The 24,665-nt window shown below is 72.4% G+C and carries 21 protein-coding genes and 1 other RNA gene; 19 read left to right on the top strand and 3 right to left on the bottom strand.

What is annotated here, in order from left to right; translation table 11 throughout:
- Positions 1–64 precede the first annotated feature (64 nt).
- The 4 genes from ABZ621_RS34675 to ABZ621_RS34660 all read left to right on the top strand — a co-directional run bounded on the left by ABZ621_RS34675 (position 65) and on the right by ABZ621_RS34660 (position 5,902).
- Positions 65–1,837: a serine/threonine-protein kinase gene (locus ABZ621_RS34675; RefSeq protein ID WP_360610715.1), complete on the top strand. Its 1,773-nt coding sequence runs from the start codon at positions 65–67 to the stop codon at positions 1,835–1,837.
- 156 nt (positions 1,838–1,993) lie between these two features.
- The gene (locus tag ABZ621_RS34670; protein ID WP_360610713.1) at positions 1,994–3,244 is read left to right on the top strand and encodes a serine/threonine-protein kinase; all 1,251 of its coding nucleotides are present in this window, start codon (positions 1,994–1,996) and stop codon (positions 3,242–3,244) included.
- Positions 3,245–3,326: 82 nt separating this feature from the next.
- Positions 3,327–4,436 carry a peptide chain release factor 2 gene (gene prfB / locus ABZ621_RS34665; protein ID WP_360610711.1) on the top strand — a complete coding sequence of 370 codons (1,110 nt, stop codon included), beginning with the start codon at positions 3,327–3,329 and terminating at the stop codon, positions 4,434–4,436.
- 365 nt (positions 4,437–4,801) lie between these two features.
- A complete protein-coding gene (locus ABZ621_RS34660; protein ID WP_360610709.1) occupies positions 4,802–5,902 on the top strand; it encodes a hypothetical protein in 1,101 nt (366 codons plus the stop codon).
- Between the two features lie 84 nt (positions 5,903–5,986).
- Here the strand turns inward: ABZ621_RS34660 and ABZ621_RS34655 are convergent, their stop codons facing one another.
- Positions 5,987–6,169: a hypothetical protein gene (locus tag ABZ621_RS34655; protein WP_360610707.1), complete on the bottom strand. Its 183-nt coding sequence runs from the start codon at positions 6,167–6,169 to the stop codon at positions 5,987–5,989.
- Between the two features lie 237 nt (positions 6,170–6,406).
- On the opposite strand from ABZ621_RS34655, the gene ftsE reads away from it, so the two are divergent.
- From ftsE to ABZ621_RS34625, 6 genes are all read left to right on the top strand, one after another.
- Entirely contained in the window at positions 6,407–7,096 is a 690-nt protein-coding gene (gene ftsE, locus ABZ621_RS34650) for a cell division ATP-binding protein FtsE (RefSeq protein ID WP_031008389.1), read from the top strand.
- A gap of 21 nt (positions 7,097–7,117) precedes the next feature.
- Complete coding sequence (gene ftsX, locus ABZ621_RS34645) at positions 7,118–8,035, top strand: permease-like cell division protein FtsX (protein WP_360610705.1); 918 nt, start codon at positions 7,118–7,120, stop codon at positions 8,033–8,035.
- Between the two features lie 78 nt (positions 8,036–8,113).
- The gene (locus ABZ621_RS34640) at positions 8,114–9,280 is read left to right on the top strand and encodes a S41 family peptidase (protein WP_360610703.1); all 1,167 of its coding nucleotides are present in this window, start codon (positions 8,114–8,116) and stop codon (positions 9,278–9,280) included.
- Positions 9,281–9,298: 18 nt separating this feature from the next.
- Positions 9,299–9,835, top strand: coding sequence for an SsrA-binding protein SmpB (smpB, locus tag ABZ621_RS34635; protein WP_360610701.1), 537 nt, complete (start codon positions 9,299–9,301; stop codon positions 9,833–9,835).
- 80 nt (positions 9,836–9,915) lie between these two features.
- Positions 9,916–10,284, top strand: a transfer-messenger RNA (tmRNA) gene (gene ssrA, locus ABZ621_RS34630).
- Positions 10,285–10,425: 141 nt separating this feature from the next.
- On the top strand, positions 10,426–11,499 hold the full coding sequence (locus tag ABZ621_RS34625) for a hypothetical protein (protein ID WP_360610699.1): 1,074 nt from the start codon (positions 10,426–10,428) through the stop codon (positions 11,497–11,499).
- A 13-nt stretch (positions 11,500–11,512) separates the two neighbouring features.
- On the opposite strand, the gene ABZ621_RS34620 is transcribed toward ABZ621_RS34625, so the two are convergent.
- The gene (locus ABZ621_RS34620; protein WP_360610697.1) at positions 11,513–12,757 is read right to left on the bottom strand and encodes an MFS transporter; all 1,245 of its coding nucleotides are present in this window, start codon (positions 12,755–12,757) and stop codon (positions 11,513–11,515) included.
- 84 nt (positions 12,758–12,841) lie between these two features.
- On the opposite strand from ABZ621_RS34620, the gene ABZ621_RS34615 reads away from it, so the two are divergent.
- The 7 genes from ABZ621_RS34615 (at position 12,842) to ABZ621_RS34585 (ending at position 21,947) form a co-directional block, all read left to right on the top strand.
- Positions 12,842–13,810 carry a LysR family transcriptional regulator gene (locus tag ABZ621_RS34615; RefSeq protein ID WP_360610695.1) on the top strand — a complete coding sequence of 323 codons (969 nt, stop codon included), beginning with the start codon at positions 12,842–12,844 and terminating at the stop codon, positions 13,808–13,810.
- A 293-nt stretch (positions 13,811–14,103) separates the two neighbouring features.
- Positions 14,104–15,459: a nitrate/nitrite transporter gene (locus tag ABZ621_RS34610; protein WP_360610693.1), complete on the top strand. Its 1,356-nt coding sequence runs from the start codon at positions 14,104–14,106 to the stop codon at positions 15,457–15,459.
- 84 nt (positions 15,460–15,543) lie between these two features.
- Positions 15,544–16,662, top strand: a complete 1,119-nt coding sequence (locus tag ABZ621_RS34605) for a uroporphyrinogen-III synthase (protein WP_360610691.1) — start codon at positions 15,544–15,546, stop codon at positions 16,660–16,662.
- Between the two features lie 23 nt (positions 16,663–16,685).
- Positions 16,686–17,204 carry a GNAT family protein gene (locus ABZ621_RS34600; RefSeq protein ID WP_360610689.1) on the top strand — a complete coding sequence of 173 codons (519 nt, stop codon included), beginning with the start codon at positions 16,686–16,688 and terminating at the stop codon, positions 17,202–17,204.
- Positions 17,205–17,266: 62 nt separating this feature from the next.
- Positions 17,267–19,546 carry a UvrD-helicase domain-containing protein gene (locus tag ABZ621_RS34595; protein ID WP_360610687.1) on the top strand — a complete coding sequence of 760 codons (2,280 nt, stop codon included), beginning with the start codon at positions 17,267–17,269 and terminating at the stop codon, positions 19,544–19,546.
- A 389-nt stretch (positions 19,547–19,935) separates the two neighbouring features.
- A complete protein-coding gene (locus ABZ621_RS34590; protein WP_360610686.1) occupies positions 19,936–21,351 on the top strand; it encodes an NAD-dependent malic enzyme in 1,416 nt (471 codons plus the stop codon).
- Between the two features lie 314 nt (positions 21,352–21,665).
- Complete coding sequence (locus ABZ621_RS34585) at positions 21,666–21,947, top strand: HU family DNA-binding protein (RefSeq protein ID WP_017237029.1); 282 nt, start codon at positions 21,666–21,668, stop codon at positions 21,945–21,947.
- An 85-nt stretch (positions 21,948–22,032) separates the two neighbouring features.
- Here ABZ621_RS34585 and murA read toward each other — a convergent pair whose 3' ends face one another.
- A complete protein-coding gene (murA, locus tag ABZ621_RS34580) occupies positions 22,033–23,373 on the bottom strand; it encodes a UDP-N-acetylglucosamine 1-carboxyvinyltransferase (RefSeq protein WP_360610684.1) in 1,341 nt (446 codons plus the stop codon).
- A 288-nt stretch (positions 23,374–23,661) separates the two neighbouring features.
- Between murA and ABZ621_RS34575 the strand changes: the two genes are divergently transcribed.
- Together ABZ621_RS34575 and ABZ621_RS34570 are read left to right on the top strand one after the other, a co-directional pair.
- Positions 23,662–24,222, top strand: a complete 561-nt coding sequence (locus tag ABZ621_RS34575) for a YqgE/AlgH family protein (RefSeq protein WP_360610682.1) — start codon at positions 23,662–23,664, stop codon at positions 24,220–24,222.
- A 30-nt stretch (positions 24,223–24,252) separates the two neighbouring features.
- The gene (locus ABZ621_RS34570; protein WP_037879418.1) at positions 24,253–24,543 is read left to right on the top strand and encodes a DUF3039 domain-containing protein; all 291 of its coding nucleotides are present in this window, start codon (positions 24,253–24,255) and stop codon (positions 24,541–24,543) included.
- Positions 24,544–24,665 lie beyond the last annotated feature (122 nt).

The following is a 24,665-nucleotide window of genomic DNA, read 5'->3' as shown; positions in this document are numbered from 1 at the left end:
TCGCACCGAGCGGGACCGGCCACCCAGGACCACGATCAGCCACGATCAGCAGGGAGCGCGTGACGTGCGGCCTATCGGCAGCAAGTACCTGCTCGAGGAGCCGCTCGGCCGCGGCGCCACGGGCACCGTCTGGCGAGCCCGCCAGCGGGAGACGGCGGGCGCCGAGGCGGCCGTGGCCGGCCAGCCCGGTGAGACCGTCGCGATCAAGGTCCTCAAGGAGGAGCTGGCCAACGACGCGGACATCGTGATGCGCTTCCTGCGCGAGCGGTCCGTCCTCCTCCGGCTCACGCACCCGAACATCGTGCGCACCCGCGACCTGGTCGTCGAGGGCGACGTCCTGGCCCTGGTCATGGACCTCGTCGAGGGCCCCGACCTCCACCGCTACCTGCGGGAGAGCGGCCCGCTGACCCCGGTCGCCGCCGCCCTGCTCACCGCGCAGATCGCCGACGCGCTCGCCGCCAGCCACGCCGACGGCGTCGTCCACCGCGACCTCAAGCCGGCCAACGTGCTGCTCGCCGAGCGGGACGGCGCGATGCACCCGATGCTGACCGACTTCGGCATCGCCCGCCTCGCCGACTCCCCGGGCCTGACCCGCACCCACGAGTTCGTCGGCACGCCCGCGTACGTGGCGCCGGAGTCCGCCGAGGGCCGCCCGCAGACCTCCGCCGTCGACATCTACGGCGCGGGCATCCTGCTGTACGAGCTGGTCACCGGCCGTCCGCCGTTCGCCGGCGGCACCGCCCTCGAAGTCCTCCACATGCACCTCAGCGAGGAGCCCCGCCGCCCCTCCACGGTGCCCGCGCCCCTGTGGACGGTCATCGAGCGCTGCCTCAGCAAGAACCCCGACCAGCGGCCCAGCGCCGTCAACCTGGCGCGCGGCCTGCGCACGGTCGCCGCCGGCATCGGCGTGCACTCCTCGCCCGCCCAGATCGAGGCCGCCGAGGGCGTCGGCGCCCTCCTCGCCCCGGACCCCGACCCGGCGCAGGTCCCCGGCACGCCCGGCGCCGCGGACCCCACGCAGGTGCTGCCCGCCGGCTCCGGCGCGCCCGCGGCCTTCGACCCGGCCGCCGCCACGAGCGTCCTGCCCACGAGCGGACCGGCCGGTGCCGCCGACCCGACCGCGGTGCTGCCCGCGGGCGGCCCCGCCGGCGCGGCGGACCCGACCGCCGTCATGCCCGCCATGCCGCCGAACCCGCCGGCGGAGGACCCGCACCCCTGGCAGACGCAGCTCCGCGCGGCCCGCGACCGCAACGAGCAGACCCAGGTGCAGTACCTGGACCCCAGCGAGGACCCGCTGCGCCGCCGCCCCGCGCGCCGCCCGCAGCAGCCGCCGCAGCCCCCGCCGTACCAGCAGGGCCCGCCGCCGCAGCAGTACCAGCAGCAGCCCCAGGGCTACCCGCAGCAGGGCTACCAGCAGCCCCAGCAGCCGCCGCCGTACCAGCAGCAGCGCCCGGCGCCCCAGCGCCCCGCCCCGCAGCCGTACGCGCCGCCGCAGCCCCCGCCCCAGCAGTACGCACCGCCCCAGCAGCCGCAGCAGCCCCAGCGGCCGCAGCCCCAGCCGCCCGCCCCGCGCGAGCCGCGCCCGCCGCGCCAGCGGAGCGCCAACCCGGTGCGGATCCCCGGCCTCGGCTGCCTCAAGGGCTGCCTGATCATGGTGGTCCTCTTCGTGGTGGCCGGCTGGCTCGTCTGGGAGCTCACCCCGCTCCAGGACTGGATCGCCCAGGGCAAGGGCTACTGGGAGGCCATCGGCGACGGCATCTCCACCGTCACCGACTGGATCTCCACCATCGGGGAGACCACCGGCTCCTCCGGCGGATCGGGCGGCACCGGCCAGTAGGGCCGGCGCCGCGGTGAGCGGGGCGGTACGACCGCCGGAAACGCGGTCGTACTGCCGATTTATCGACTTCCGAGGGGTGATTTCCCTCCGGGAGTGACGTCCGGCGGCCAGGGACGCGTAACTTTGACGCGAACCGCAGCCGCTGAGGGAGCAGTCTTGGCACGGAACATCGGCAGTCGCTACACCACCCACCAGATCCTCGGGCGGGGCAGCGCCGGAACGGTGTGGCTCGGCGAGGGCCCGGAAGGGCCCGTCGCCGTCAAACTGCTGCGCGAGGACCTGGCCTCCGACCAGGAGCTCGTCGGCCGCTTCGTGCAGGAGCGCACCGCCCTGCTCGGGCTCGACCACCCGCGCGTGGTCAAGGTCCGCGACCTCGTCGTCGACGGCAACGACCTCGCCCTCGTCATGGACCTGGTCCGCGGCACCGACCTGCGCACGCGCCTCGACCGGGAGCGCCGCCTCGCCCCCGAGGCCGCCGTCGCGATCATCAAGGACGTCGCCGAGGGCCTCGCCGCCGCCCACGCGGCCGGCGTCGTCCACCGGGACGTCAAGCCGGAGAACATCCTCCTCGACATGGAGGGCCCGCTCGGCCCCGGCGGCGCCCACCCCGCCCTCCTCACCGACTTCGGCGTCGCCAAGCTCATCGACACCCCCGGCCGCACCAAGGCGACCCGGATCATCGGCACCCCCGACTACCTCGCCCCCGAGATCGTCGAGGGCCTGCCGCCCCGCGCCGCCGTCGACATCTACGCCCTCGCCACCGTCCTGTACGAGCTCCTCGCCGGCTTCACGCCCTTCGGCGGCGGCCACCCCGGAGCCGTCCTGCGCCGGCACGTCACCGAGACCGTCGTCCCGCTCCCCGGCATCCCCGAGGAGCTGTGGCAGCTGCTCGTCCAGTGCCTCGCCAAGGCCCCCGCCTCCCGGCTGCGCGCCTCCGAGCTGGCCGCCCGCCTCGCCGACGTCCTGCCGCTCCTCAAGGGCATCCCGCCGCTGGACGTGGACGAGCCCGACGCCGAGCCCGCGCCCCCGGAGCCGTACGAGGACCCCGCGTACGCCACCTCCGCCGGCACGCCCGCCGACACCGGCCGCCGCCGGGCCGCCGTCCCGCTGGTGCCCGGTGCCTCCGCCGACTCCCACCGCGACACCCACACCTCCATGCGGGTGCCGGGCCCCGACGAGCTGTCCGGCGGCCCGCACGGCACCGCCCGCGCCCCCCGCCCGGCCGGCGCCCGCAGACCCGGCTCGGCCCGCAACAAGGCCGGCGCCGTCCGCAAGCGCCGGATCGCCCTCGGCATCGCGGCCGCCGTCGCGGCGGCCGCGCTCGGCGCCGGCGGCTACCTCGCGCTCGCCGGCGAGGACGGCACCCCGCCGCAGGACTCCCGCCCGACGTCGCAGCCCGCGCCCTAGCCGGGCACCTTTCGGATCGGGTTGTCCACAGGCCGGGCGGCCGTAGGTTCGGCTCGGGGCCCGGAGCCGTTACGCTGGACGCGTGGCAGTCGTCGATGTATCCGAAGAGCTGAAGTCCCTCTCCTCGACCATGGGGTCGATCGAGGCCGTCCTGGACCTCGACAAGATGAGGGCAGACATCGCCGTGCTCGAAGAGCAGGCCGCGGCCCCGTCCCTCTGGGACGACCCGGAGGCGGCGCAGAAGATCACGAGCAAGCTTTCCCACCTCCAGGCCGAGGTCCGCAAGGCCGAGGCGCTGCGCGGCCGCATCGACGACCTGGGCGTCCTCTTCGAGCTGGCCGAGGCCGAGGACGACGCGGACACCCTCGCCGAGGCGGAGACCGAGCTGGCCTCCGTGCGCAAGGCGCTCGACGAGATGGAGGTCCGCACCCTCCTCTCCGGCGAGTACGACGAGCGCGAGGCGCTGGTCAACATCCGCGCCGAGGCCGGCGGCGTCGACGCCTCCGACTTCGCCGAGCGCCTCCAGCGCATGTACCTGCGCTGGGCCGAGCGCCACGGCTACTCGACCGAGATCTACGAGACCTCGTACGCGGAAGAGGCCGGCATCAAGTCGACGACCTTCGTCGTCAAGGCGCCGTACGCCTACGGCACCCTCTCCGTCGAGCAGGGCACCCACCGCCTGGTGCGCATCTCGCCCTTCGACAACCAGGGCCGCCGCCAGACCTCCTTCGCGGGCGTCGAGATCCTCCCCGTCGTCGAGTCCTCGGACCACGTCGAGATCGAGGAGTCGGACCTCCGCGTCGACGTGTACCGCGCCTCCGGCCCCGGCGGCCAGGGCGTCAACACCACCGACTCGGCCGTGCGCATCACGCACCTCCCGACCGGCATCGTGGTCTCCTGCCAGAACGAGCGCTCGCAGATCCAGAACAAGGCGAGCGCCATGAACGTCCTCCAGGCCAAGCTCCTGGAGCGCCAGCGCCAGGAGGAGCGGGCCAAGATGGACGCCCTCAAGGACAGCGGCAGCTCCTGGGGCAACCAGATGCGGTCGTACGTCCTCCACCCGTACCAGATGGTCAAGGACCTCCGTACGGAGTTCGAGGTCGGCAACCCACAGTCGGTCCTGGACGGCGAGATCGACGGCTTCCTGGAGGCCGGCATCCGCTGGCGCAAGCAGCAGGAGCAGGTGAAGTAACCGCCCCGCAGCGTTCGTTTCCGGGCCCCGCACCTTTCGGTGCGGGGCCCGGCGCGTTCGCCGCTGCAAGCGGTCGGCGGGTGAGTGGGGCGCTTTGTCGACAAGGGAACTGCCGTCGCGAACCCCGTAGTTCAGGGTTTACGTCACAGTTGCATCGTCACATGTCGTCCAACTGGTGATCTTTCGGGCATCGCACGCGCAACGGCCTTGACGCTGCTTCGGAAACTCGGAAGGGTGGCTGGATGGCATGCGCATATCTGGGGCGCGTGTGAACGGGGGCAGGTCCAGTAACCATGACGCTTCCCGTGCCCGGGGCCCCTGGCGCTGCCCCATGACGAGATGAAGCTACTGGGGGTAGCAACCAGATGACCAACAAGACGCGAGTCCGCCTGGCGCGAGTCGCGGCCGGTGCCGTGATCATCGCCGGTGCGTCCCTGACCGCGGCGGGCGCCGCGCAGGCCGTCAACAGCGAGGACGCCGCGACGCTGGAAGTGACCGTCGGCGCGCTCGGCGACAGCGACGGCAACACCACCTTCGGCGACACCGAGGGCGGCGAGAACGGCGACACCGACGGCGGTGACGCCTCCGACGGTGGCGCGTCCACGGACGGCGGCGCCTCCACCGATGGTGGCGCGTCCACCGACGGTGGTGCCTCGACCGATGGTGGTGCCTCCACGGACGGTGGTGCGTCCACCGACGGTGGCGCTTCGACCGATGGTGGTGCCTCGACCGACGGTGGTGCCTCCACGGACGGTGGTGCGTCCACCGACGGTGGCGCTTCGACCGATGGTGGTGCCTCGACCGACGGTGGCGCGTCCACCGACGGCGGTGCCTCGACCGACGGTGGTGCCTCGACCGACGGTGGCGCGTCCACCGACGGCGGTGCCTCGACCGACGGTGGTGCCTCCACGGACGGTGGCGCTTCGACCGACGGTGGCGCTTCGACCGACGGTGGTGCCTCGACCGACGGTGGCGCGTCCACCGATGGTGGTGCCTCGACCGATGGTGGTGCCTCCACGGACGGTGGCGCGTCCACCGACGGTGGCAACTCCTCCAGCGGTTCCGGTTCCAACGGTTCCAGCGGTTCGAACGGCAACGGCTCGAACGGCAACGGCAACGGGGGCAACGACTCCGGCGCCGCCACCACGACCGGTGGTTCCTCCACCGACGGTGGTTCGTCCACCGGCGGTGACACCGGCAACTGCACCGTCGACATCGACGGCGTCGAGTGCGTCGAGACCGGCACGACCGGCTCCAACGGCTCGACCGGCTCCAACAACAACACCGACACCCAGCAGGCCGGCTCCCAGCCGGTCCAGCAGGGCGAGGCCAAGGAGGAGCTCGCCGAGACCGGTGCGGCCGAGACGTCCTTCCTGATCATCGGTGCCGCCACCATGATCGCCGGTGGCATCGGCTTCCGCTTCCTGCCGCGCCTGGTGGCCGGCGGTCGCGGCGCGGCTGCCTGAGCCGCGTAAGCGCTAGTACGACGAAGGGCCGGGGAGGCTTGCTCCCCGGCCCTTCGCCGTTCCGCTTTCCGGCTCGCGCACCGCTCAGACCGTGCGGACCGCCGCCAGCAGCGCCAGCGTGCCCAGCAGGGCGATCACCAGCGTCAGCACCATCGCGGGGGACAGGCCCTGCGGTGCCAGGCGCCCACGATTGGCCCGGCAGACGGGGCAACGACCCTCGGCGACCGGGGCCGCGCAGTTGGCGCACACCAGTCGGTCGTAGGTCATACGCTCTCCTCCTCCCGCACGGGGCTCACACCAGGACAACGTCCGGCACCATCCGGACGTTCCCCCTACCACTGTGCCAGCTCCGCGGGGTTCCGGCGCGCCCCGGCCGCAAACGCCCCCGCCCCGCCCCCGAGGGCGAAAAAGGATAAAGCGCGCAAGCCAGGACCGCGACTGCGCGGGGCTTCCCGGTTCGCGTAAGGTCACGCACACCTACTCCCGGCCGACCGTGGTGCATCCGTGATCCGATTCGACAACGTCTCCAAGTCCTATCCGAAGCAGAACCGCCCCGCGCTCCGGGAAGTCTCCCTGGAGATCGAGAAGGGGGAGTTCGTCTTCCTCGTCGGTTCCTCCGGCTCCGGAAAGTCGACTTTCCTCCGGCTGATCCTGCGGGAGGAGCGCGCCAGCACTGGGCAGGTGCACGTCCTCGGCAAGGACCTCGCCCGGCTCTCCAACTGGAAGGTGCCGCACATGCGGCGCCAGCTCGGCACCGTCTTCCAGGACTTCCGCCTGCTCCCGAACAAGACGGTCGCGCAGAACGTGGCCTTCGCCCAGGAGGTCATCGGCAAGCCGCGCGGCGAGATCCGCAAGGCCGTCCCCCAGGTGCTCGACCTGGTCGGCCTCGGCGGCAAGGAGGACCGCATGCCGGGCGAGCTGTCCGGTGGTGAGCAGCAGCGCGTCGCGATCGCCCGCGCGTTCGTCAACCGCCCGATGCTGCTGATCGCCGACGAGCCGACCGGCAACCTCGACCCGCAGACCTCCGTCGGCATCATGAAGCTGCTCGACCGCATCAACAGGACAGGGACCACCGTCGTCATGGCGACCCACGACCAGAACATCGTCGACCAGATGCGCAAGCGCGTCATCGAGCTGGAGAAGGGCCGTCTCGTCCGCGACCAGGCGCGCGGCGTCTACGGCTACCAGCACTGACGGCGGGGGAACCAGAACACCATGCGCGCTCAGTTCGTGCTCTCCGAGATCGGCGTCGGTCTCCGGCGCAACCTGACGATGACCTTCGCCGTCATCGTCTCCGTGGCCCTGTCGCTGGCCCTCTTCGGCGGTGCCCTGCTCATGCGCGAGCAGGTCAACACGATGAAGGACTACTGGTACGACAAGGTCAACGTCTCGATCTACCTCTGCACCAAGGCCGACGCGACCAACGGTGACAAGTGCGCCAAGGGCGCGGTCACGGCGGAGCAGAAGAAGCAGATCGACGCCGATCTGAAGAAGCTGAGCATCGTCGAGAACGTCTACTACGAGTCGGCCGAGGAAGCCTTCAAGCGCTACCAGGAGCAGTACGGCGACACCGCCATCGCCTCCGTCATCACGCCGGACCAGATGCCGGAGTCGTTCCGGGTGAAGCTGAAGGACCCCGAGAAGTACAAGGTGGTCGCCACCGCCTTCGAGGGGCGCGACGGCATCGAGTCGGTCCAGGACCAGCGCAACATCCTGGAGACGCTCTTCAACATGATGCGCAGCGTCAACTACGCGGCGGTCGCGCTCATGCTCCTGATGCTGGTGATCGCGCTGATGCTGATCATCAACACGGTCCGCGTCTCGGCCTTCAGCCGCCGCCGCGAGACCGGCATCATGCGGCTCGTCGGCGCCTCCAGCTTCTACATCCAGATGCCGTTCATCATGGAGGCCGCCTTCTCGGGCCTCATCGGCGGCGCCTTCGCCTGTGTGCTGCTCGTGGCCGGCCGGTACCTCCTCGTCGACCACGGTCTGAACCTCGCCGAGCAGATGCCGCTGGTGAACTTCATCGGCTGGGACGTGGTTTTCGCCCAGCTGCCGCTGGTGATCGTCATCGGACTGCTGATGCCGTCCGTGGCCGCGTTCATCGCGCTGCGCAAGTACCTGAAGGTGTGAGAAGAGACCCCTGACGGCGGATGGCGTCCTCGGGCCAAAGCCCCTGTGACGCCGCCGCCCTGTCCTAGAGTGGGCGCCATGCCGGCCGGCCGCGCACCCCTCTGTCTCCGGCCCCGCGGTGTCGTCCGCGGGGCCGTTCTCACGCTCGTCTTCGCCGGGGTCCTCGCGACCGGCGCCGCGACCGGCGCGCTGCCCCGGGAGGACGACTCCGGGCGGGAGCCCCGTACCGGCGCCGGGGACCGGGCCGTCTTCGACCGGGCGGCGCTGCACCGCTTCGCCGCCGAGGCCGTCGCCGACGGCAAGTCGGGCAAGCAGGCCGCCGAGGAGTTCGTCAGCCGCAGCGGCGACCGCTGGGGCGCGGTCTACGACCGGCGGGAGTACGCCGAGTTCGAGCGGTCCCTCGACGGCGCCTACACCGGCGTCGGCCTCTCTGCGGACGCGGCGGAGGACGGGGTCCGGGTCGCCCGGGTGCGGTCCGGCGGTCCCGCCGAGCGGGCCGGGGTACGCGTCGGGGACCGGCTGCTCGCGGTCGGCGGGCGTGCCACCGACGGCCGGTCCGCCTCCGAGGTCGTCTCCCTGCTGCGCGGCGACGGCGTGCCCGGCTCCACCGTGGCCCTCCGGATCCGGCGCGGCGGCATGACCTGGACCCAGGTCCTGCGCCGGGAACGGCTCGCGACCGAGCCCGTCACCGTCTCCCGCCCCGACGCCCGGACCGTCGTCATCCGGGTCGCCGCCTTCAGCAAGGGCGTCGGCGCCCGGGTGCGGGAGGCCGTCAGGACCGCCCCGGCCGGCGCGGGCGTCCTGCTCGACCTGCGCGGCAACTCAGGTGGCCTGGTCGACGAGGCCGCCTCCGCCGCCTCCGCCTTCCTCGACGGCGGGCTCGTCGCCACGTACGACGTCGAGGGCGAGCAGCGGGCCGTGTACGCGGAGCGGGGCGGCGACACCGGCCGGCCGCTGGTCGCGCTGGTCGACGGCGGCACGATGAGCGCGGCCGAGCTGCTCACCGGCGCGCTCCAGGACCGGGGGAGGGCGGTCACCGTCGGCTCCCGGACCTTCGGCAAGGGCTCGGTGCAGATGCCGAGCACCCTCCCGGACGGTTCGGTCGCCGAGCTGACCGTGGGCCACTACCGCACCCCCGCCGGGCACGAGGTCGACGGACGCGGCATCGCGCCCGACCTGCCGGCCGGGGAAGGGGCGGAGGAGCGGGCCCGCACGGTATTGAGTGGCCTCGGAGGGGGCTCGTAGTGCGAAAATGACCGCACTATGGCTAAGGGACTCGTCAACGTGCAGGGCAAGCCTGCCAAGAAGGCCCAGGACAAGGGGCCCGAGCGCAAGCTCATCGCGCAGAACAAGAAGGCGCGCCACGACTACCTCATCCTCGACACGTACGAGGCGGGCGTGGCGCTCATGGGCACGGAGGTGAAGTCGCTCCGGATGGGGCGGGCCTCGCTCGTGGACGGCTTCGTCCAGATCGAGGGCCACGAGGCGTGGCTGTACAACATCCACGTGCCCGAGTACATGCAGGGCAGCTGGACCAACCACTCGGCGAAGCGGAAGCGGAAGCTGCTGCTGCACCGGGCGGAGATCGACAAGCTGGAGCAGAAGGCGTCGGAGACCGGTCACACGATCGTGCCGCTCGCGCTGTACTTCCTGGGCGGCCGGGTGAAGTGCGAGATCGCGCTCGCCAAGGGCAAGAAGGAGTTCGACAAGCGGCAGACGCTGCGGGAGAAGCAGGACACCCGCGAGACGGCGCGGGCGATCGCGTCGGCGAAGCGGCGCCAGCGCGCCCAGGAGCGTTAATACGCTGGCAACCGGGCCCGCCGGTCACGTACCATGGGCCACGCACCCCACCGAGGGCGCACGGATTGAAAACACAACATGGGGATGATCGGTTTCGACAGCGGATGTCGAAGCAGGGGAAGCGTGTCGAGGAAGCGGCAATGATCTCGTAAACCACGCGCCGAAACCAATAATCGCCAACACCAAGCGCGATTCCTTCGCCCTCGCTGCCTAAGTAGCGACTTGCGAAGTGTCAGCCCGGGGCTGTTCCCGACCCGGATCCTGGCATCATGAAGGGGACTAAACCTTGATCCCGGTCACGGGGTGAAGAGGGAAATCAAACAGTGACTGAGCCCGTTCCGGACTTGTCTGGGTGATTCGGAGGGCTGAGAAAATCGCACCAGACTGCACACGGAGAAGCCCTGGTTCCGCACCGTTGGACGCGGGTTCGATTCCCGCCATCTCCACTCATCCCATGTGGGCAGAGGCCCGGTGGTCGCGCGAGCGGCCGCCGGGCCTCTGTCGTTCCCCGCCCTCTTGTCGACTTGGTCTGTACCTGCCACTCTGCCGGTGCCGCCCCCCCCAGGACACGGCAACCCCCGGAGGCACGTATGCGTCACAGACCCCTCGCGGTCCTGCTCATGCTCCTCGCCCTCCTCGTCCCCATCACGCCCGCCCAGGCCGCCGCCCCCGTGCAGATCTACGGCGCCTGGCACTGCGGGGACGACTACTGCACCTGGTCCACCGAGCGCGACCTCGCCGAGTTCGACGCCAAGAACCACTGGCTGATCGACCGCGGCGACGGACGGCCCTCCGTCAACCTCGTCGTGCTCAGCTTCGTCGAGCCGCTGAAACTGCTCCGCCGCACCACCGACGCCGGCACCGTGAACGGCGTACCCGCCGGCATGACCAGGGAGATCGTCGAATACTTCACCTCCCGGGGCGTCCGCGTCATGCTCTCCATCGGCGGGATCACCTACACCGACGAGTGGGACGCGGCCCTCGCCGAGGACCCCACCCGGCTCGGCCTCAACGCGGCCGCCGTCGCCGCCGACCTCGGCGTCGGCATCGAGATCGACTACGAGCAGAACACCGACCCGGACCTCGCCGGGCTCCAGTCCTTCATCGACGCCTACCGGTCCGTCCACCCCTACGACGCCACCGGAAGCAGGCCCGCCGCACGCCTCACCATCGACACCGCCGCCGGTGACCGCTGGCTGATCGACATCAACCGCAAGGCGACCGCCGACTGGCTGCGCACCGACGCGCCCGTCCTCGACTACGCCAACGCCATGGTGACCGCCCGCCCCTCCTCGGCGAGCACCCACATCGCGAACTGGCAGGAGCACATCGACGGCAAGTCCCAGTTCGCGCCGCCGGTCCCGCCGCTCGCCCCCGCCAAGTTCACGGCGGGCCTGTACGTCGCCTACGGCCGCAGCCCGCTGCCCGAGTGCACCGACTTCGCGAACTCGCTCCAGAAGGCCACCGGCGACTGGGTGCGCAACGCCGCCCCCAACGGGGCCGGCACCACCTCCGGGCTGCTCGGCTACATGTTCTGGGCCGCCGAGAAGCCCTCCACCCGGGGCCTCGGCACCCAGGAGCCCGACGGCTGCGAGGGCGGGATCGGCGCCGGGGCCACCGCCTACGGCGTGCAGGTCCCGATGGGGCCGCTGCGCCAGAGCTGAACCCGCGACCGGATCACCCCCGGGCGCGGCGGCCGACGCCGGCCGCCGCGCACAGGGCCAGGGCCAGGGCCGCCGCCGTCACCGGCAGGAGGAAGCCGACGACGGGGGACGGGGCGTGGTCCGCGGTCCAGCCGGCGGTGGCCGAGCCGGTGGCGACGCCCGCCAGGAGGGCGGTCACGGCCAGCGTCATGCCCTCGTTGAGCTGGGAGGGCGGGGTGATCCTCTGGACCAGGCCCATGCCCGTGACCATCGTCGGGGCCGTCGCCATGCCCGCCACCAGCAGGCCGGCCGCCAGGGCGAGCAGGGAACCCGTCAGCGCCATCAGCAGCGGGGCCGCCATCAGCAGCGTCATCGCCGCCAGGCAGAGACGCAGGCCGGCGGTGCGGCGGGCCCGGCCGTAGAGCAGGCCGGCCGCGCAGGAGCCCGCCGCCTGGAGGGCGAGCACCGGGCCGGCGGCCGGGCCGTCCACGTACGCCAGCGCCGTCACCTCCATCGAACCGAAGACCGCGCCGGTCGCGAGGAAGACCACGAGCAGGGGGACCATCCCCGGCGCCCGCAGCGGCGAGCCGGCCGTCGTGCGCGGGGCGACCGGCGGCTCGGTCGAGCGCTGGGCGGCGAAGAGCAGGACGCCGGTCAGCAGCAGGACGGCCGCCACCAGCGTCCCCGCCTCGGGGAAGAACGCCGAGCAGGCCACCGCCGCCAGTACCGGGCCCAGCATGAAGCACAGCTCGTCGGCGGCCTGCTCGAAGGAGTTCGCGGTGTGCAGCGCGGCCGCGTCGCCGCGCAGCAGGTGCGCCCAGCGGGCCCGGGACATGCCGCCCGTGTTCGGGGTGGTCGCCGTCAGCGCGATCGCGCAGAACAGCGCCCACGCGGGCGCGTGCCCCCGGACGCACAGCAGCAGCGCCAGCTGGCCCAGGGCGGCGAGGGCCGCGGCGGGGACGGCGACCCGGGCCTGTCCGTGCCGGTCGATCAGCCGGGCGATCCAGGGCGCGGTCAGGGCGCCCGCCGCCAGGCCGGTCGCGGTGACCGCGCCGGCCAGGGCGTAGGAGTCGTACCCGGCCGAGATCATGATCACCGCGCTGATGCCGGACATCCCCGAGGGCAGCCGGGCGATCAGGTTCCCGGCGGTGAACGCGCGCGTGCCGGGGAGGGCGAAGAGCCGCAGGTACGGATTGCGGGGCGGCGCGGCGGGGCGCTCGCGGTAGCGGGGGGCGAGGCCCGGGCCCGCCGGGGTGGGGACGAGGAGCTGAGGGGGCATGGAACCAGGCTCCGGCCCGGCCGCCCGGACCGTCCAACACCCATGGGGTCGCGATTCACGCACCCGTGTTGTTGAATGCGGCGGGTGGCCACACCGTACGACATCGAACCCCGGCTGCTGCGCGCCTTCACCGCCGTCGCCGAGGAGCTCCACTTCACCCGGGCCGCCGGCCGGCTCTTCGTGGCCCAGCAGGCCCTCAGCCGGGACGTCCGGCGCCTGGAGCGGGAGGTGGGCGCCCAGCTGTTCGTACGGACCACCCGGCAGGTCGCGCTCACCCCGGACGGCGAACGGCTCCTGCCGTACGCCCGCCGGGTCCTCGACGCCCACGACGCGCTCCGCGACGCCTTCCGGGCCGGCGCCCGCCCCCTCCTCGTCGACCTGAACTCGCCCGGCCTCGTCCAGGACCGCATCCTGCGCCGGGCCCGCGAACTCGCCCCCGAACAGGAGCTGATGGCCCGCTTCGAGTCCGGGCTCACCGGCGCCGTGCGGGAGATCCTGGCCGGCCGGCTCGACGCCTCCTTCGGCCGCTACGGCGGACTCGCGCCCGGGCTGCGGGCCCGGCTCGACGCGCGGTTCGTGCGGTACGAGCCGATGGCCGTGGTGCTGCCCGAGGACCACGCCCTCGCCGCCCTCCCCGAGGTGCCGCTCGGCCGTCTCGCCGGTGAACGCCTCTACGCCGGTGCCGGGAACGACCGCACCCCCGAGTGGACCGACCTCGCCACCCGGCTCTTCGCCGGCCGCGGCATCCACCTCGCGCCGCCCGCGCCGCTCGCCGTCGGCAAGGAGGAGTTCCAGCGGATCATGGCCAAACACCGCCACCCGGTCCTCGCCGTCGTCGGCTTCCCGCCCATGCCCGGCTGCGTCCTGCGCCCCCTCGTCGACCCCGTGCCGCTCTCGCCCGTCAGCCTCGTCTGGCGCAAGGGCCTGCGCCACCCCGCCCTCGACGCCCTCCACGAGGCCGTCGCCGAACTGGCCCGGCGCGAGCGCTGGCACGACCGCCCGGCCGGCTCCTGGCTCCCGGAGGGAGAACCGGGGCTGCCGGTCGGCCGATGAGATCCGGCGAGTGAGCCGAAGGGGCGCGCCGGGGGAACGACCCCGAGCGCGCGGAGCCCCGTGAGGAACGAGCGGGGCGAGCACGGTCGGGGTCGTGAGCCCGGCTGTAGCGCCCCGGAGGCGAACCGAGCCCCGAAGAGGGGGAGCCGGGGCTGCCGCTCACAGGGTCCGGGGCGGGCGGGTGAGTGCACGGTTCCGTCGGCGTCACCTCACGGCACCGGACTGAAACGCGGTGCTCCTAGCGTTCGTTCCCAGGAGGATCCGGAACCGGATCCGACACCTGGAGGTGCGAGATGGGCGGGCGCTGGATCGACGTCTGGGAGCCGGAGGACGAGACCTTCTGGCGGGAGAAGGGCGAACGGATCGCCCGGCGCAACCTCGCCTTCTCCGTCCTCTCCGAGCACATCGGCTTCTCCGTATGGAGCCTGTGGTCCGTGATGGTCCTCTTCATGGGACCCGAGTACGGGGTCGACCCCGCCGGCAAGTTCTTCCTCATCGCCACCGCGACCTTCGTCGGCGCGCTGATCCGCATCCCGTACACCTTCGTCGTCGCCCGCTTCGGCGGGCGCAACTGGACGGTCTTCAGCGCCCTGTTGCTGCTCCTGCCGACCGGCGTCGCCTACGCGGTGATGGAACCCGGCACGTCCTACTCGACCTTCGTCCTGGTGGCCGCCCTCACCGGCGTCGGCGGCGGCAACTTCGCCTCCTCCATGACCAACATCAACGCCTTCTTCCCGCTCCGGAAGAAGGGCTGGGCGCTCGGCCTCAACGCCGGCGGCGGCAACATCGGCGTCCCCGTCGTCCAGCTCGTCGGCCTCCTCGTCATCGGCACCGCCGGCGCGATGCACCCGAGGATCGTCCTCGGCGTCTACCTGCCGCTCATCGTCGTCGCCGCCGTCTGCTCGGCGCTCTTCATGGACAACCTCACGCCCGTGAAGAACGACACCGGCGCCTTCCGCGAAGCCGTCCGGGCCCGCCACACCTGGATCATGGCCTTCCTGTACATCGGCACCTTCGGCTCCTTCATCGGCTACAGCTTCGCCTTCGGCCTGGTCCTCCAGACGCAGTTCGGCCGCACCCCGCTCCAGGCCGCCTCGCTCACCTTCATCGGCCCCCTCCTCGGCTCCCTCATCCGCCCCCTCGGCGGCTCCCTCGCCGACAAGCACGGCGGCGCCCACATCACCCTCGCCACCTTCGCCGCCATGTCCGCGGCCACCGGCATCGTCATCTGGGCCTCGGTCATCGAGTCCCTCACCGTCTTCCTCGTCGGCTTCATCGCCCTCTTCGTCCTCAGCGGCCTGGGCAACGGCTCCACCTTCAAGATGATCCCGGCGATCTTCCTCGCCCAGGGCCACCGCAAGGGCCTCACCGGCGAGCCCGCGGAGGCGTACGGGCGGCGGCTCTCCGGGGCCTCCATGGGCCTCATCGGGGCCGTCGGCGGCCTCGGCGGCCTCGGCATCAACCTCGCCTTCCGGCAGTCCTTCCAGACCGTCGGCAGCGGCACCGCGGCCTTCGTCGCCTTCCTCGCCTTCTACGCCGCCTGCATCGCCGTCACCTGGGCGGTATACCTTCGGCGCCCGCCCGTCGTCCCCGACACCGCCGAGTCCGCCGAGGAGCCGGAGACCCGGCCCGGATACGCGAAGGTGTGAGCGGCGGTGCAGGGCGCGTACCGTAACGGCCAGGAAATACGCGTGAACCCCGACTGTCACGCGTCCGCGCCACCCTCGGTGCCCATGGACCAGCACGAACACGGACCCCTCGCCGGCTTCACGGTCGGCGTCACCGCCGCCCGGCGCGCGGACGAACTCATCGCCCTGCTGCGCCGGCGCGGCGCGGCCGTCGTGCACGGCCCCGCGCTGCGGATCGTCCCCCTCGCCGACGACACCGAACTCCTCGCCGCCACCAAGGAGATCATCGGCGACACGCCGGACGTCGTCGTCGCCACCACGGCGATCGGCTTCCGCGGGTGGGTCGAGGCGGCGGAGGGATGGGGATACGGCTCCGAGCTCCTCGACGCGCTGCGCGGGGTCGAACTCCTCGCCCGCGGGCCCAAGGTCAAGGGCGCGGTGCGGGCCGCCGGGCTCACCGAGTCCTGGTCGCCCTCGTCCGAGTCGATGGCCGAGGTCCTCGACCGGCTCCTCGCCGAAGGCGTCGACGGGCGGCGGATCGCCGTCCAGCTCCACGGCGAACCCCTCCCCGGGTTCGTCGAGGCGCTCACCGAGGCCGGGGCGACGGTGGTGGGCGTGCCCGTCTACCGCTGGATGCCGCCGGAGGACCTCGGGCCGCTCGACCGGCTCCTCGACGCGGTCCTCTCCGGCTCCGTCGACGCGGTCGCCTTCACCAGCGCGCCGGCCGCCGCCTCGCTCTTCTCGCGGGCCGCGGAGCGGGGGGTGCGGGAGCGGCTCGTGGAGGCGCTGCGGCACGAGGTGCCGGCGATGTGCGTGGGGCCCGTGACGGCGCTGCCGCTGCAGGCCGAGGGCATCCCCACGCACCAGCCCGAACGCTTCCGGCTCGGGCCGCTCGTGCAGCTCCTCTGCACGGAGCTGCCCGCGCGGGCGCGGGTGCTGCCGGTCGCCGGGCACCGCGTCGAGATCCGCGGGCACGCGGTGCTCGTCGACGGCTCGCTCCGGCCCGTGCCGCCGGCCGGCATGGCCCTCCTCGGGCTCCTGGCCCGCCGGCCGGGCTGGGTCGTCTCGCGGGCGGACCTGCTGCGGGCGCTGCCGGGGGCCGGGCGGGACGAGCACGCCGTGGAGACGGCGATGGCACGGCTGCGTGCCTCCCTGGGCACCCCCAAGCTCATCCAGACCGTCGTCAAACGCGGCTACCGCCTGTCGGTCGACCCGACACCGTAGGGCGCGGCGGGTAGGTTGCCCGGATGGATGTCGTGGTGGGGGTCAGGGCGGCGGAGGCGGAGGACGCCAGGGCGCTCGCGGAGGCGTTGGAGCGGAACCGGGGGCACATGCGGGCCACCGAGCCGTACCGGCCCGAGCGGTACTACACCGCCGAGGCGCAGGCCGAGCGGCTGGCCGACGGCGGCCGGCGGTGGTTCGCCGTCGAGGGGGAGCGGATCGTCGGGGCCGCGATCCTGTCGGGGATCGTGCTCGGGCCGTTCCGGAGCGCGTCCCTGGGGTACTGGGTGGACGGGGAGCGCACCGGCCGCGGCATCGCCTCGCTCCTCGTCGCCGAGGTGCTGCGCGCCTCGCGCGACGAACTCGGGCTGCACCGGATCGAGGCGTCCACCCTGCTCGACAACCACGCCTCCCAGCGCGTCCTCGCCAAGGCCGGGTTCGAGCCGATCGGGACCGCGCCCCGATACCTGCACATCGCCGGCGCGTGGCGCGATCACCACCTCTTCCAGCGGATTCTGCACGATCGGCCGCCGCCCCTCGCCTGACACGGCGGCCACCGGTGGCGTACCTTTGACGGCTGCCCAGTGCACGTCAGAAGGGGGCCTTAGTGGCCGCGCAGGAAGCCGTCGACACGGTCAGAGACCGTGAGATCGGCGTCGAGCAGGAACATCTGGACCAGGTCTACCGCCGCCTGGAGGAGAAGATCCACGAGGCGGAGTTCCTGATGAACGACGCCGCGCAGAAGGGGCACGTCGGCACGCCCGGCGCCCTCGCCGAGCGCGACGCCCAGGTCTTCCGCGCCGGGGTCCACCTGAACCGGCTCAACAACGAGTTCGAGGACTTCCTGTTCGGGCGGATCGACCTGCTGGAGGGGAAGGACGGCGTCAAGGGGCCCGACGGGGCGTACACCTCCGTGGAGCCCGCCGACGACGCCATCCGGGCCGACAACACCGCCGACATCGGCGAGACCCTGCACATCGGCCGCATCGGCGTGCTCGACGCCGACTACTCGCCGCTCGTCATCGACTGGCGCGCCCCCGCCGCCGCGCCCTTCTACCGGTCCACGCCCGTGGAGCCGGGCCGGGTCGTCCGCCGCCGGGTCATCCGGTCGAAGGGCCGCAGGGTCCTCGGCGTCGAGGACGACCTCATGCGCCCCGAGCTGAAGGCGAGCCTCGGCGGCGCCGAGCTGCCCGTCATCGGCGACGGCGCGCTGATGGCCGCCCTCGGGCAGGCCCGCAGCCACACCATGCGGGACATCGTGTCGTCGATCCAGGCCGAGCAGGACCTCGTCATCCGGGCTCCCGCCGCCTCCGTCACGTACGTGGAGGGCGGGCCGGGCACCGGCAAGACGGCCGTGGCGCTGCACCGGGCCGCGTACCTGCTCTACCAGGACCGCAGGCGGTACGCCGGCGGCATCCTCATCGTCTCGCCGACGCCGCTGCTCGTCTCGTACACCGAGGGCGTGCTGCCCTCCCTCGGCGAGGAGGGGCAGGTCGCCATCCGGGCCCTCGGCAACCTCGTGGACGGCGCCGAGGCCGACGCGTACGACGAGCCCGCCGTCTCCCGCGTCAAGGGCTCCTCGCGGATGCTCGCCGTGCTCCGCAAGGCGGCCCGCGGCGCCCTGGAGCGGCCCGACTCGCCGAGGCTGCTCCGCGTCGTCGCCTTCGGGCGCCGCATCGAACTGGAGGAGGCCGAGCTGCGGCGGATCCGGCAGAACGTGCTCTCCGGCACCGCCCCCGTCAACCTGCTGCGGCCCCGCGCCCGCCGGCTCCTCCTCGACGCCCTCTACTCCCGCTCGGGCGCGGCCGGTCGGCACAGCGACCCGGAGCTCGCCGCCGAACTGCGCTCCTCCTTCGACGAGGACGTCTCCACCGAGGACTCCTTCCTCGGCTTCCTCGACGCCTGGTGGCCCGAGCTGGCGCCGCGCCAGGTCCTCGACGCCATGGCCGACGAGAAGCGGCTCGGCCGCTGGGCCCGCCGGGTGCTCAACCCGGGCGAGGTCCGCCGGGTCGCCCGCTCGCTGCGCCGCCCGGGCCTCTCCGTCCACGACGTGGCCCTCCTGGACGAGCTGCACACCCTGCTCGGCGCCCCCGCCCGGCCGAAGCGGAAGCGGGAGTACGACCCGCTGGACCAGCTCACCGGCCTGGAGGAGCTGATGCCGGTGCGCGAGGAGACCCAGCGGGAGCGGGCCGAGCGGCTGGCCGCCGAGCGCACCGAGTACGCCCACGTCATCGTCGACGAGGCGCAGGACCTGACGCCCATGCAGTGGCGGATGGTCGGCCGCCGCGGCCGGCACGCCACCTGGACGATCGTCGGCGACCCGGCGCAGTCCTCCTGGTCCGACCCGGACGAGGCGGCCGCCGCCCGCGACGAGGCGCTGGGCTCCCGGCCGCGGCGCCGCTTCGAGCTGACGGTGAACTACCGCAACCCGGCGGAGATCGCCGAGCTGGCCGCCAGGGTCCTCGCCCTGGCGATGCCGGGCAAGGAGTCGCCGAGGGCGGTCCGCTCGACCGGTGTCGAGCCGCGTTTCGTCGCCGTCGGCGCGGGCGACGGCCTGGCCGGAGCCGTACGGTCCGAGGCGGAGCGGCTGCTCGCCGAGGTCGAGGGCACGGTCGGCGTGGTCGTCGCCATGGACCGGCGCGCGGAGGCGGCCCGCTGGCTCGACGGCCTGGGCGACCGGGTGGTCGCGCTGGGCTCGCTGGAGGCGAAGGGCCTGGAGTACGACGCCACCCTCGTCGTCTCCCCGGCCGAGATCGCCGACGAGTCCCCGGCCGGCCTGCGCGTCCTGTACGTGGCCCTCACCCGTTCGACGCAGGCGCTGACGGTGCTCTCGGGCGAGCGGGACCTGCCGGACGAGGCCGGGGTCCCGGACCTCCTGCGGGACTGAGGGCAGGACCCTCCGGAGGTGATTTCCGGTCAACACGCGCCGGGGGAATCACCTTCGGGGAGGGTTTGTTAGCCTGGTCGTGACACCGGCTCGATCCAAGCCCCCGGGCCCAACCTTCGTCCCTCAGAGGGACCACTTGCCGCGAGGCGAGCATGGCGGGTCGGTGTCACTTAGACGTACATACGAAGTTGAGGCCCCGGTCGTCTTCCGATGACCGGGGCCTCTTCTGTTGTCCGCGATACTCTCGTATGGTGGAAACTACTTTCCGAAAACAAAATGACCGCATTACCTGCTACCGGTGGGTAGGTGCGACGATCGGAGGGCGCCGCCAGGGCAACCAGCCGGGGCGGCGTTAGCAACGAAGCTAGGGAAAGCAGAGGAATCCGGCCATGGCAACGGCGCCCAGCGTCTCGTACTCGATGACGGTCCGGCTGGAGGTGCCCGCGAGCGGCACCGCGGTCTCGCAGCTCACGGCGGCGGTCGAGTCCCACGGAGGATCCGTCACCGGCCTCGACGTCACCGCCTCGGGTCACGAGAAGCTCCGGATCGACGTCACCATCGCCGCGACCTCCACCGCGCACGCCGACGAGATCGTCGAGCGGCTGCGGGACATCGAGGGCGTCGTCCTCGGCAAGGTCTCCGACCGTACGTTCCTGATGCACCTCGGCGGCAAGATCGAGATGGCGTCCAAGCACCCCATCCGCAACCGTGACGACCTGTCCATGATCTACACCCCGGGCGTCGCCCGCGTGTGCATGGCGATCGCCGAGAACCCCGAGGACGCCCGCCGCCTCACCATCAAGCGCAACACCGTCGCGGTCGTCACCGACGGCTCCGCCGTCCTCGGCCTCGGCAACATCGGCCCGATGGCCGCCATGCCGGTCATGGAGGGCAAGGCCGCCCTCTTCAAGCGCTTCGCCGACATCGACGCCTGGCCGATCTGCCTGGACACCCAGGACACCGACGAGATCGTGGCGATCGTCAAGGCCATCGCCCCCGGCTTCGCGGGCATCAACCTGGAGGACATCTCCGCGCCGCGCTGCTTCGAGATCGAGGCCCGGCTGCGCGAGGCCCTCGACATCCCGGTCTTCCACGACGACCAGCACGGCACCGCCATCGTCGTCCTCGCCGCCCTCACCAACGCCCTCCGGGTCGTCGGCAAGGGCATCGGCGACGTCAAGGTCGTCATGTCGGGCGCCGGCGCGGCCGGCACGGCCATCCTCAAGCTGCTGATCGCCGCGGGCGTCAAGCACGCGGTCGTCGCCGACATCCACGGCGTCGTGCACGCCGGCCGCGAGGACCTGGTGGCGGCCCCGGCGGACTCCCCGCTGCGCTGGATCGCCGACAACACCAACCCGGAGGGCGTCACCGGCACCCTCAAGCAGGCCGTCGTCGGCGCCGACGTCTTCATCGGCGTCTCGGCCCCGAACCTGCTGGGCGCCGAGGACGTGGCCGCGATGGCCGAGGACTCCATCGTCTTCGCGCTCGCGAACCCCGACCCGGAGGTCGACCCGGCCGCCGCCCGGCAGACCGCCGCCGTGGTCGCCACCGGCCGCTCGGACTTCCCGAACCAGATCAACAACGTGCTGGTCTTCCCCGGCGTCTTCCGCGGTCTGCTCGACGCGCAGTCCCGCACGGTCAACACCGAGATGATGCTGGCGGCCGCCAGCGCCCTCGCGGACGTCGTCACCGAGGACGAGCTGAACCCGAACTACATCATCCCGTCGGTCTTCAACGACAAGGTCGCGGGCGCCGTCGCCGGGGCCGTCAGGAACGCCGCCAAGGCGGCGGCCGCGGGCGCCTGAGCGTGTCGCGATTCGCGGAGTCGTAAACCCGCCTTTAGGGTGGCTTTTCGGCTCCGCACCGTTTGCGGGGAGTCGACGCTACGTCACCACCAGGGGCCTCGGGCGCTTTTCGTGTGACCCCAGAGGGTGCCGGATTGGCGTTCCCGCCGCTGGTGGGGGCAGGATGCTCCCCCGAGGACTTCGTCCAGGGGGGAACCCCCAGGGCGCGAGGGATCCACGAGAGGCAGACCCGAGTCCGGGGACTGTCCGAGGCCCCTGGCAGCATCGGCTTCGATCTCACGCCTCACAGGCAAGAAGAACACGGGAGTAACAACATGAACCGCAGTGAGCTGGTGGCCGCGCTGGCCGACCGCGCCGAGGTGACCCGCAAGGACGCCGACGCCGTGCTGGCCGCCCTCGCCGAGACCGTCGGTGAGGTCGTCGCCAAGGGCGACGAGAAGGTCACCATCCCCGGCTTCCTGACCTTCGAGCGCACCCACCGTGCCGCTCGCACCGCTCGTAACCCGCAGACCGGCGACCCGATCAACATCCCGGCCGGTTACAGCGTGAAGGTCTCCGCGGGCTCGAAGCTCAAGGAAGCCGCCAAGGGCAAGTAAGCGGCCTGTAGGCGCACGAAAAGGGCGGCCACCCCCTCCGGGGTGGCCGCCCTTCCGTATGCCCTTCCCAGGCCCCCTGGAGGGCTCAGACGAGCGCGCTGCCCGGCAGCTCGACCTTGGCGCCGAGCTCCACGAGCTTCTCCATGAAGTTCTCGTAGCCGCGGTTGATCAGGTCGATGCCGTGGACCCGGCTGGTGCCCTGGGCGGCGAGCGCCGCGATCAGGTACGAGAAGCCGCCGCGCAGGTCGGGGATGACCAGGTCGGCGCCCTGGAGCTTCGTCGGGCCGCTGACGACCGCCGAGTGGAGGAAGTTGCGCTGGCCGAAGCGGCAGTCGGAGCCGCCGAGGCACTCGCGGTACAGCTGGATGTGGGCACCCATCTGGTTCAGCGCCGAGGTGAAGCCGAGCCGGGACTCGTACACCGTCTCGTGGACGATGGAGAGGCCGGAGGCCTGCGTCAGGGCGACGACCAGCGGCTGCTGCCAGTCGGTCTGGAAGCCGGGGTGCACGTCGGTCTCCAGGTGGATCGCGTTCAGCGAGCCGCCCGGGTGCCAGAAGCGGATGCCCTCGTCGTCGATCTCGAAGGCGCCGCCGACCTTCCGGTAGGTGTTGAGGAAGGTCATCATCGAGCGCTGCTGGGCGCCGCGCACGTAGATGTTGCCCTCGGTGGCGAGCGCCGCGGACGCCCAGGAGGCCGCCTCCAGGCGGTCCGGGAGCGCCCGGTGGGTGTAGCCGTCGAGCTTGTCGACACCGGTGATCCGGATGGTCCGGTCGGTGTCCATCGAGATGATGGCGCCCATCTTCTGCAGGACGCAGATGAGGTCCTCGATCTCCGGCTCCACGGCCGCGTTCGAGAGCTCGGTGACGCCCTCGGCGAGGACGGCGGTGAGCAGCACCTGCTCGGTCGAGCCGACCGAGGGGTACGGGAGGCGGATCTTGCAGCCGCGAAGGCGCTGCGGGGCCTCCAGGTACTGGCCGTCGGCGCGCTTCTCGATGGTCGCGCCGAACTGGCGGAGCACGTCGAAGTGGAAGTCGATGGGCCGGCCGCCGATGTCGCAGCCGCCGAGGCCCGGGATGAAGGCGTGGCCGAGGCGGTGCAGCAGCGGGCCGCAGAAGAGGATCGGGATGCGCGACGAGCCGGCGTGGGCGTCGATGTCGGCGACGTTGGCGGACTCGACGTGCGTCGGGTCGAGCACCAGCTCGCCGGGCTCCTCGCCGGGGCGGACCGTCACGCCGTGCAGCTGGAGCAGGCCGCGCACGACGCGGACGTCGCGGATGTCCGGCACGTTGCGCAGTCTGCTGGGGCCGCTGCCGAGCAGGGCGGCGACCATCGCCTTGGGCACGAGGTTCTTCGCGCCGCGAACGCGGATCTCGCCCTCCAGCGGGGTTCCGCCGTGGACAAGCAGGACATCGTCTGTGCCGGTCATGAATCTCGCGTTCCGGAGTCGTCGGTCGGGTGGCCAGAGAAAAGGGTAAGGGGCCATTGGACCCTGATCGGGCCGGTCGGGGTGCCTGTCAGATGTAATGAATTCGGCACAACACCCTCCGTTCCCGCGATCTTGCGGAGTGTCACCGTCCGGTTGTCTCGGGCGGGCGGTCCGGGCGGTCCCGTCCCGCCCCTTCCGACCTGCGAGGCTCGCCCCCGCCTTCCCCGCTTTCCCTGGATTCCGCCCGAGAACCCCCGCACGCGCCGAAGATGCGGGATCATGTGTCGCATGACCGAGGTGTCCTCGCTCACAGGACGGCTGCTCGTGGCCACGCCCGCCCTCGCGGACCCGAACTTCGACCGCGCGGTGGTGCTGCTGCTCGACCATGACGACGAGGGCTCGCTCGGCGTCGTCCTCAACCACCCCACCCCCGTCACCGTCGGCGACGTCCTCGCGCCCTGGGCGGGTCTCGCCGGCGAGCCCGGCGTCGTCTTCCAGGGCGGGCCCGTCTCCCTCGACGCGGCCCTCGGCCTCGCCGTCATCCCCGGCGACGAGGGCCCGCTCGGCTGGCGCCGGGTCTTCGGCGCGATCGGCCTCGTCGACCTGGAGGCCCCGCCCGAGCTCCTCGGGCCCGCCCTCGGCGCGCTGCGCATCTTCGCCGGCTACGCGGGCTGGGGCCCCGGCCAGCTGGAGGCCGAACTCACCGAGGGGGCCTGGTACGTCGTCGAGTCCGAGCCCGGCGACGTCTCCTCGCCCACCCCCGAGACCCTCTGGCGCCAGGTGCTGCGCCGTCAGCGCGGCGACCTCGCCATGGTCGCCACCTACCCCGACGACCCGTCGCTCAACTGACGGCCCCGGGGTTCAGTACCCTTGGGTCCCATGAGCACTCTCGAGCCCGAGCGCGGGGCAGGTACGGGAACCCTCGTCGAGCCGACGCCGCAGGTGTCCCACGGTGACGGCGACCACGAGCGCTACGCCCACTACGTCCAGAAGGACAAGATCATGGCGAGTGCCCTCGACGGCACTCCCGTCGTCGCACTCTGCGGGAAGGTCTGGGTGCCCGGGCGCGACCCGAAGAAGTACCCGGTCTGCCCGATGTGCAAGGAGATCTACGAGTCCATGGGCTCGGGCGGGGACAAGGACAAGGACAAGGGCGGCAAGGGGAAGTAACCCCTCCTCCCGGACCGTCGGGGACGGCCCCCGTCGTGCGCGCCAGCGGCGCGCACGCGCGGGGCGGGGGCGCCGGCCCGGCGGGGCGCGGCGGGGGCGCGCGGGGGGCCGCAACGGGGAGG

The organism is Streptomyces sp. NPDC007863 (genome assembly GCF_040633895.1).
In the GTDB taxonomy this organism is placed as follows: Bacteria; Actinomycetota; Actinomycetes; order Streptomycetales; family Streptomycetaceae; genus Streptomyces.
The sequence above is the reverse complement of the archived record's forward strand: the minus strand, read 5'-3'. Positions and strand labels throughout refer to the sequence as shown.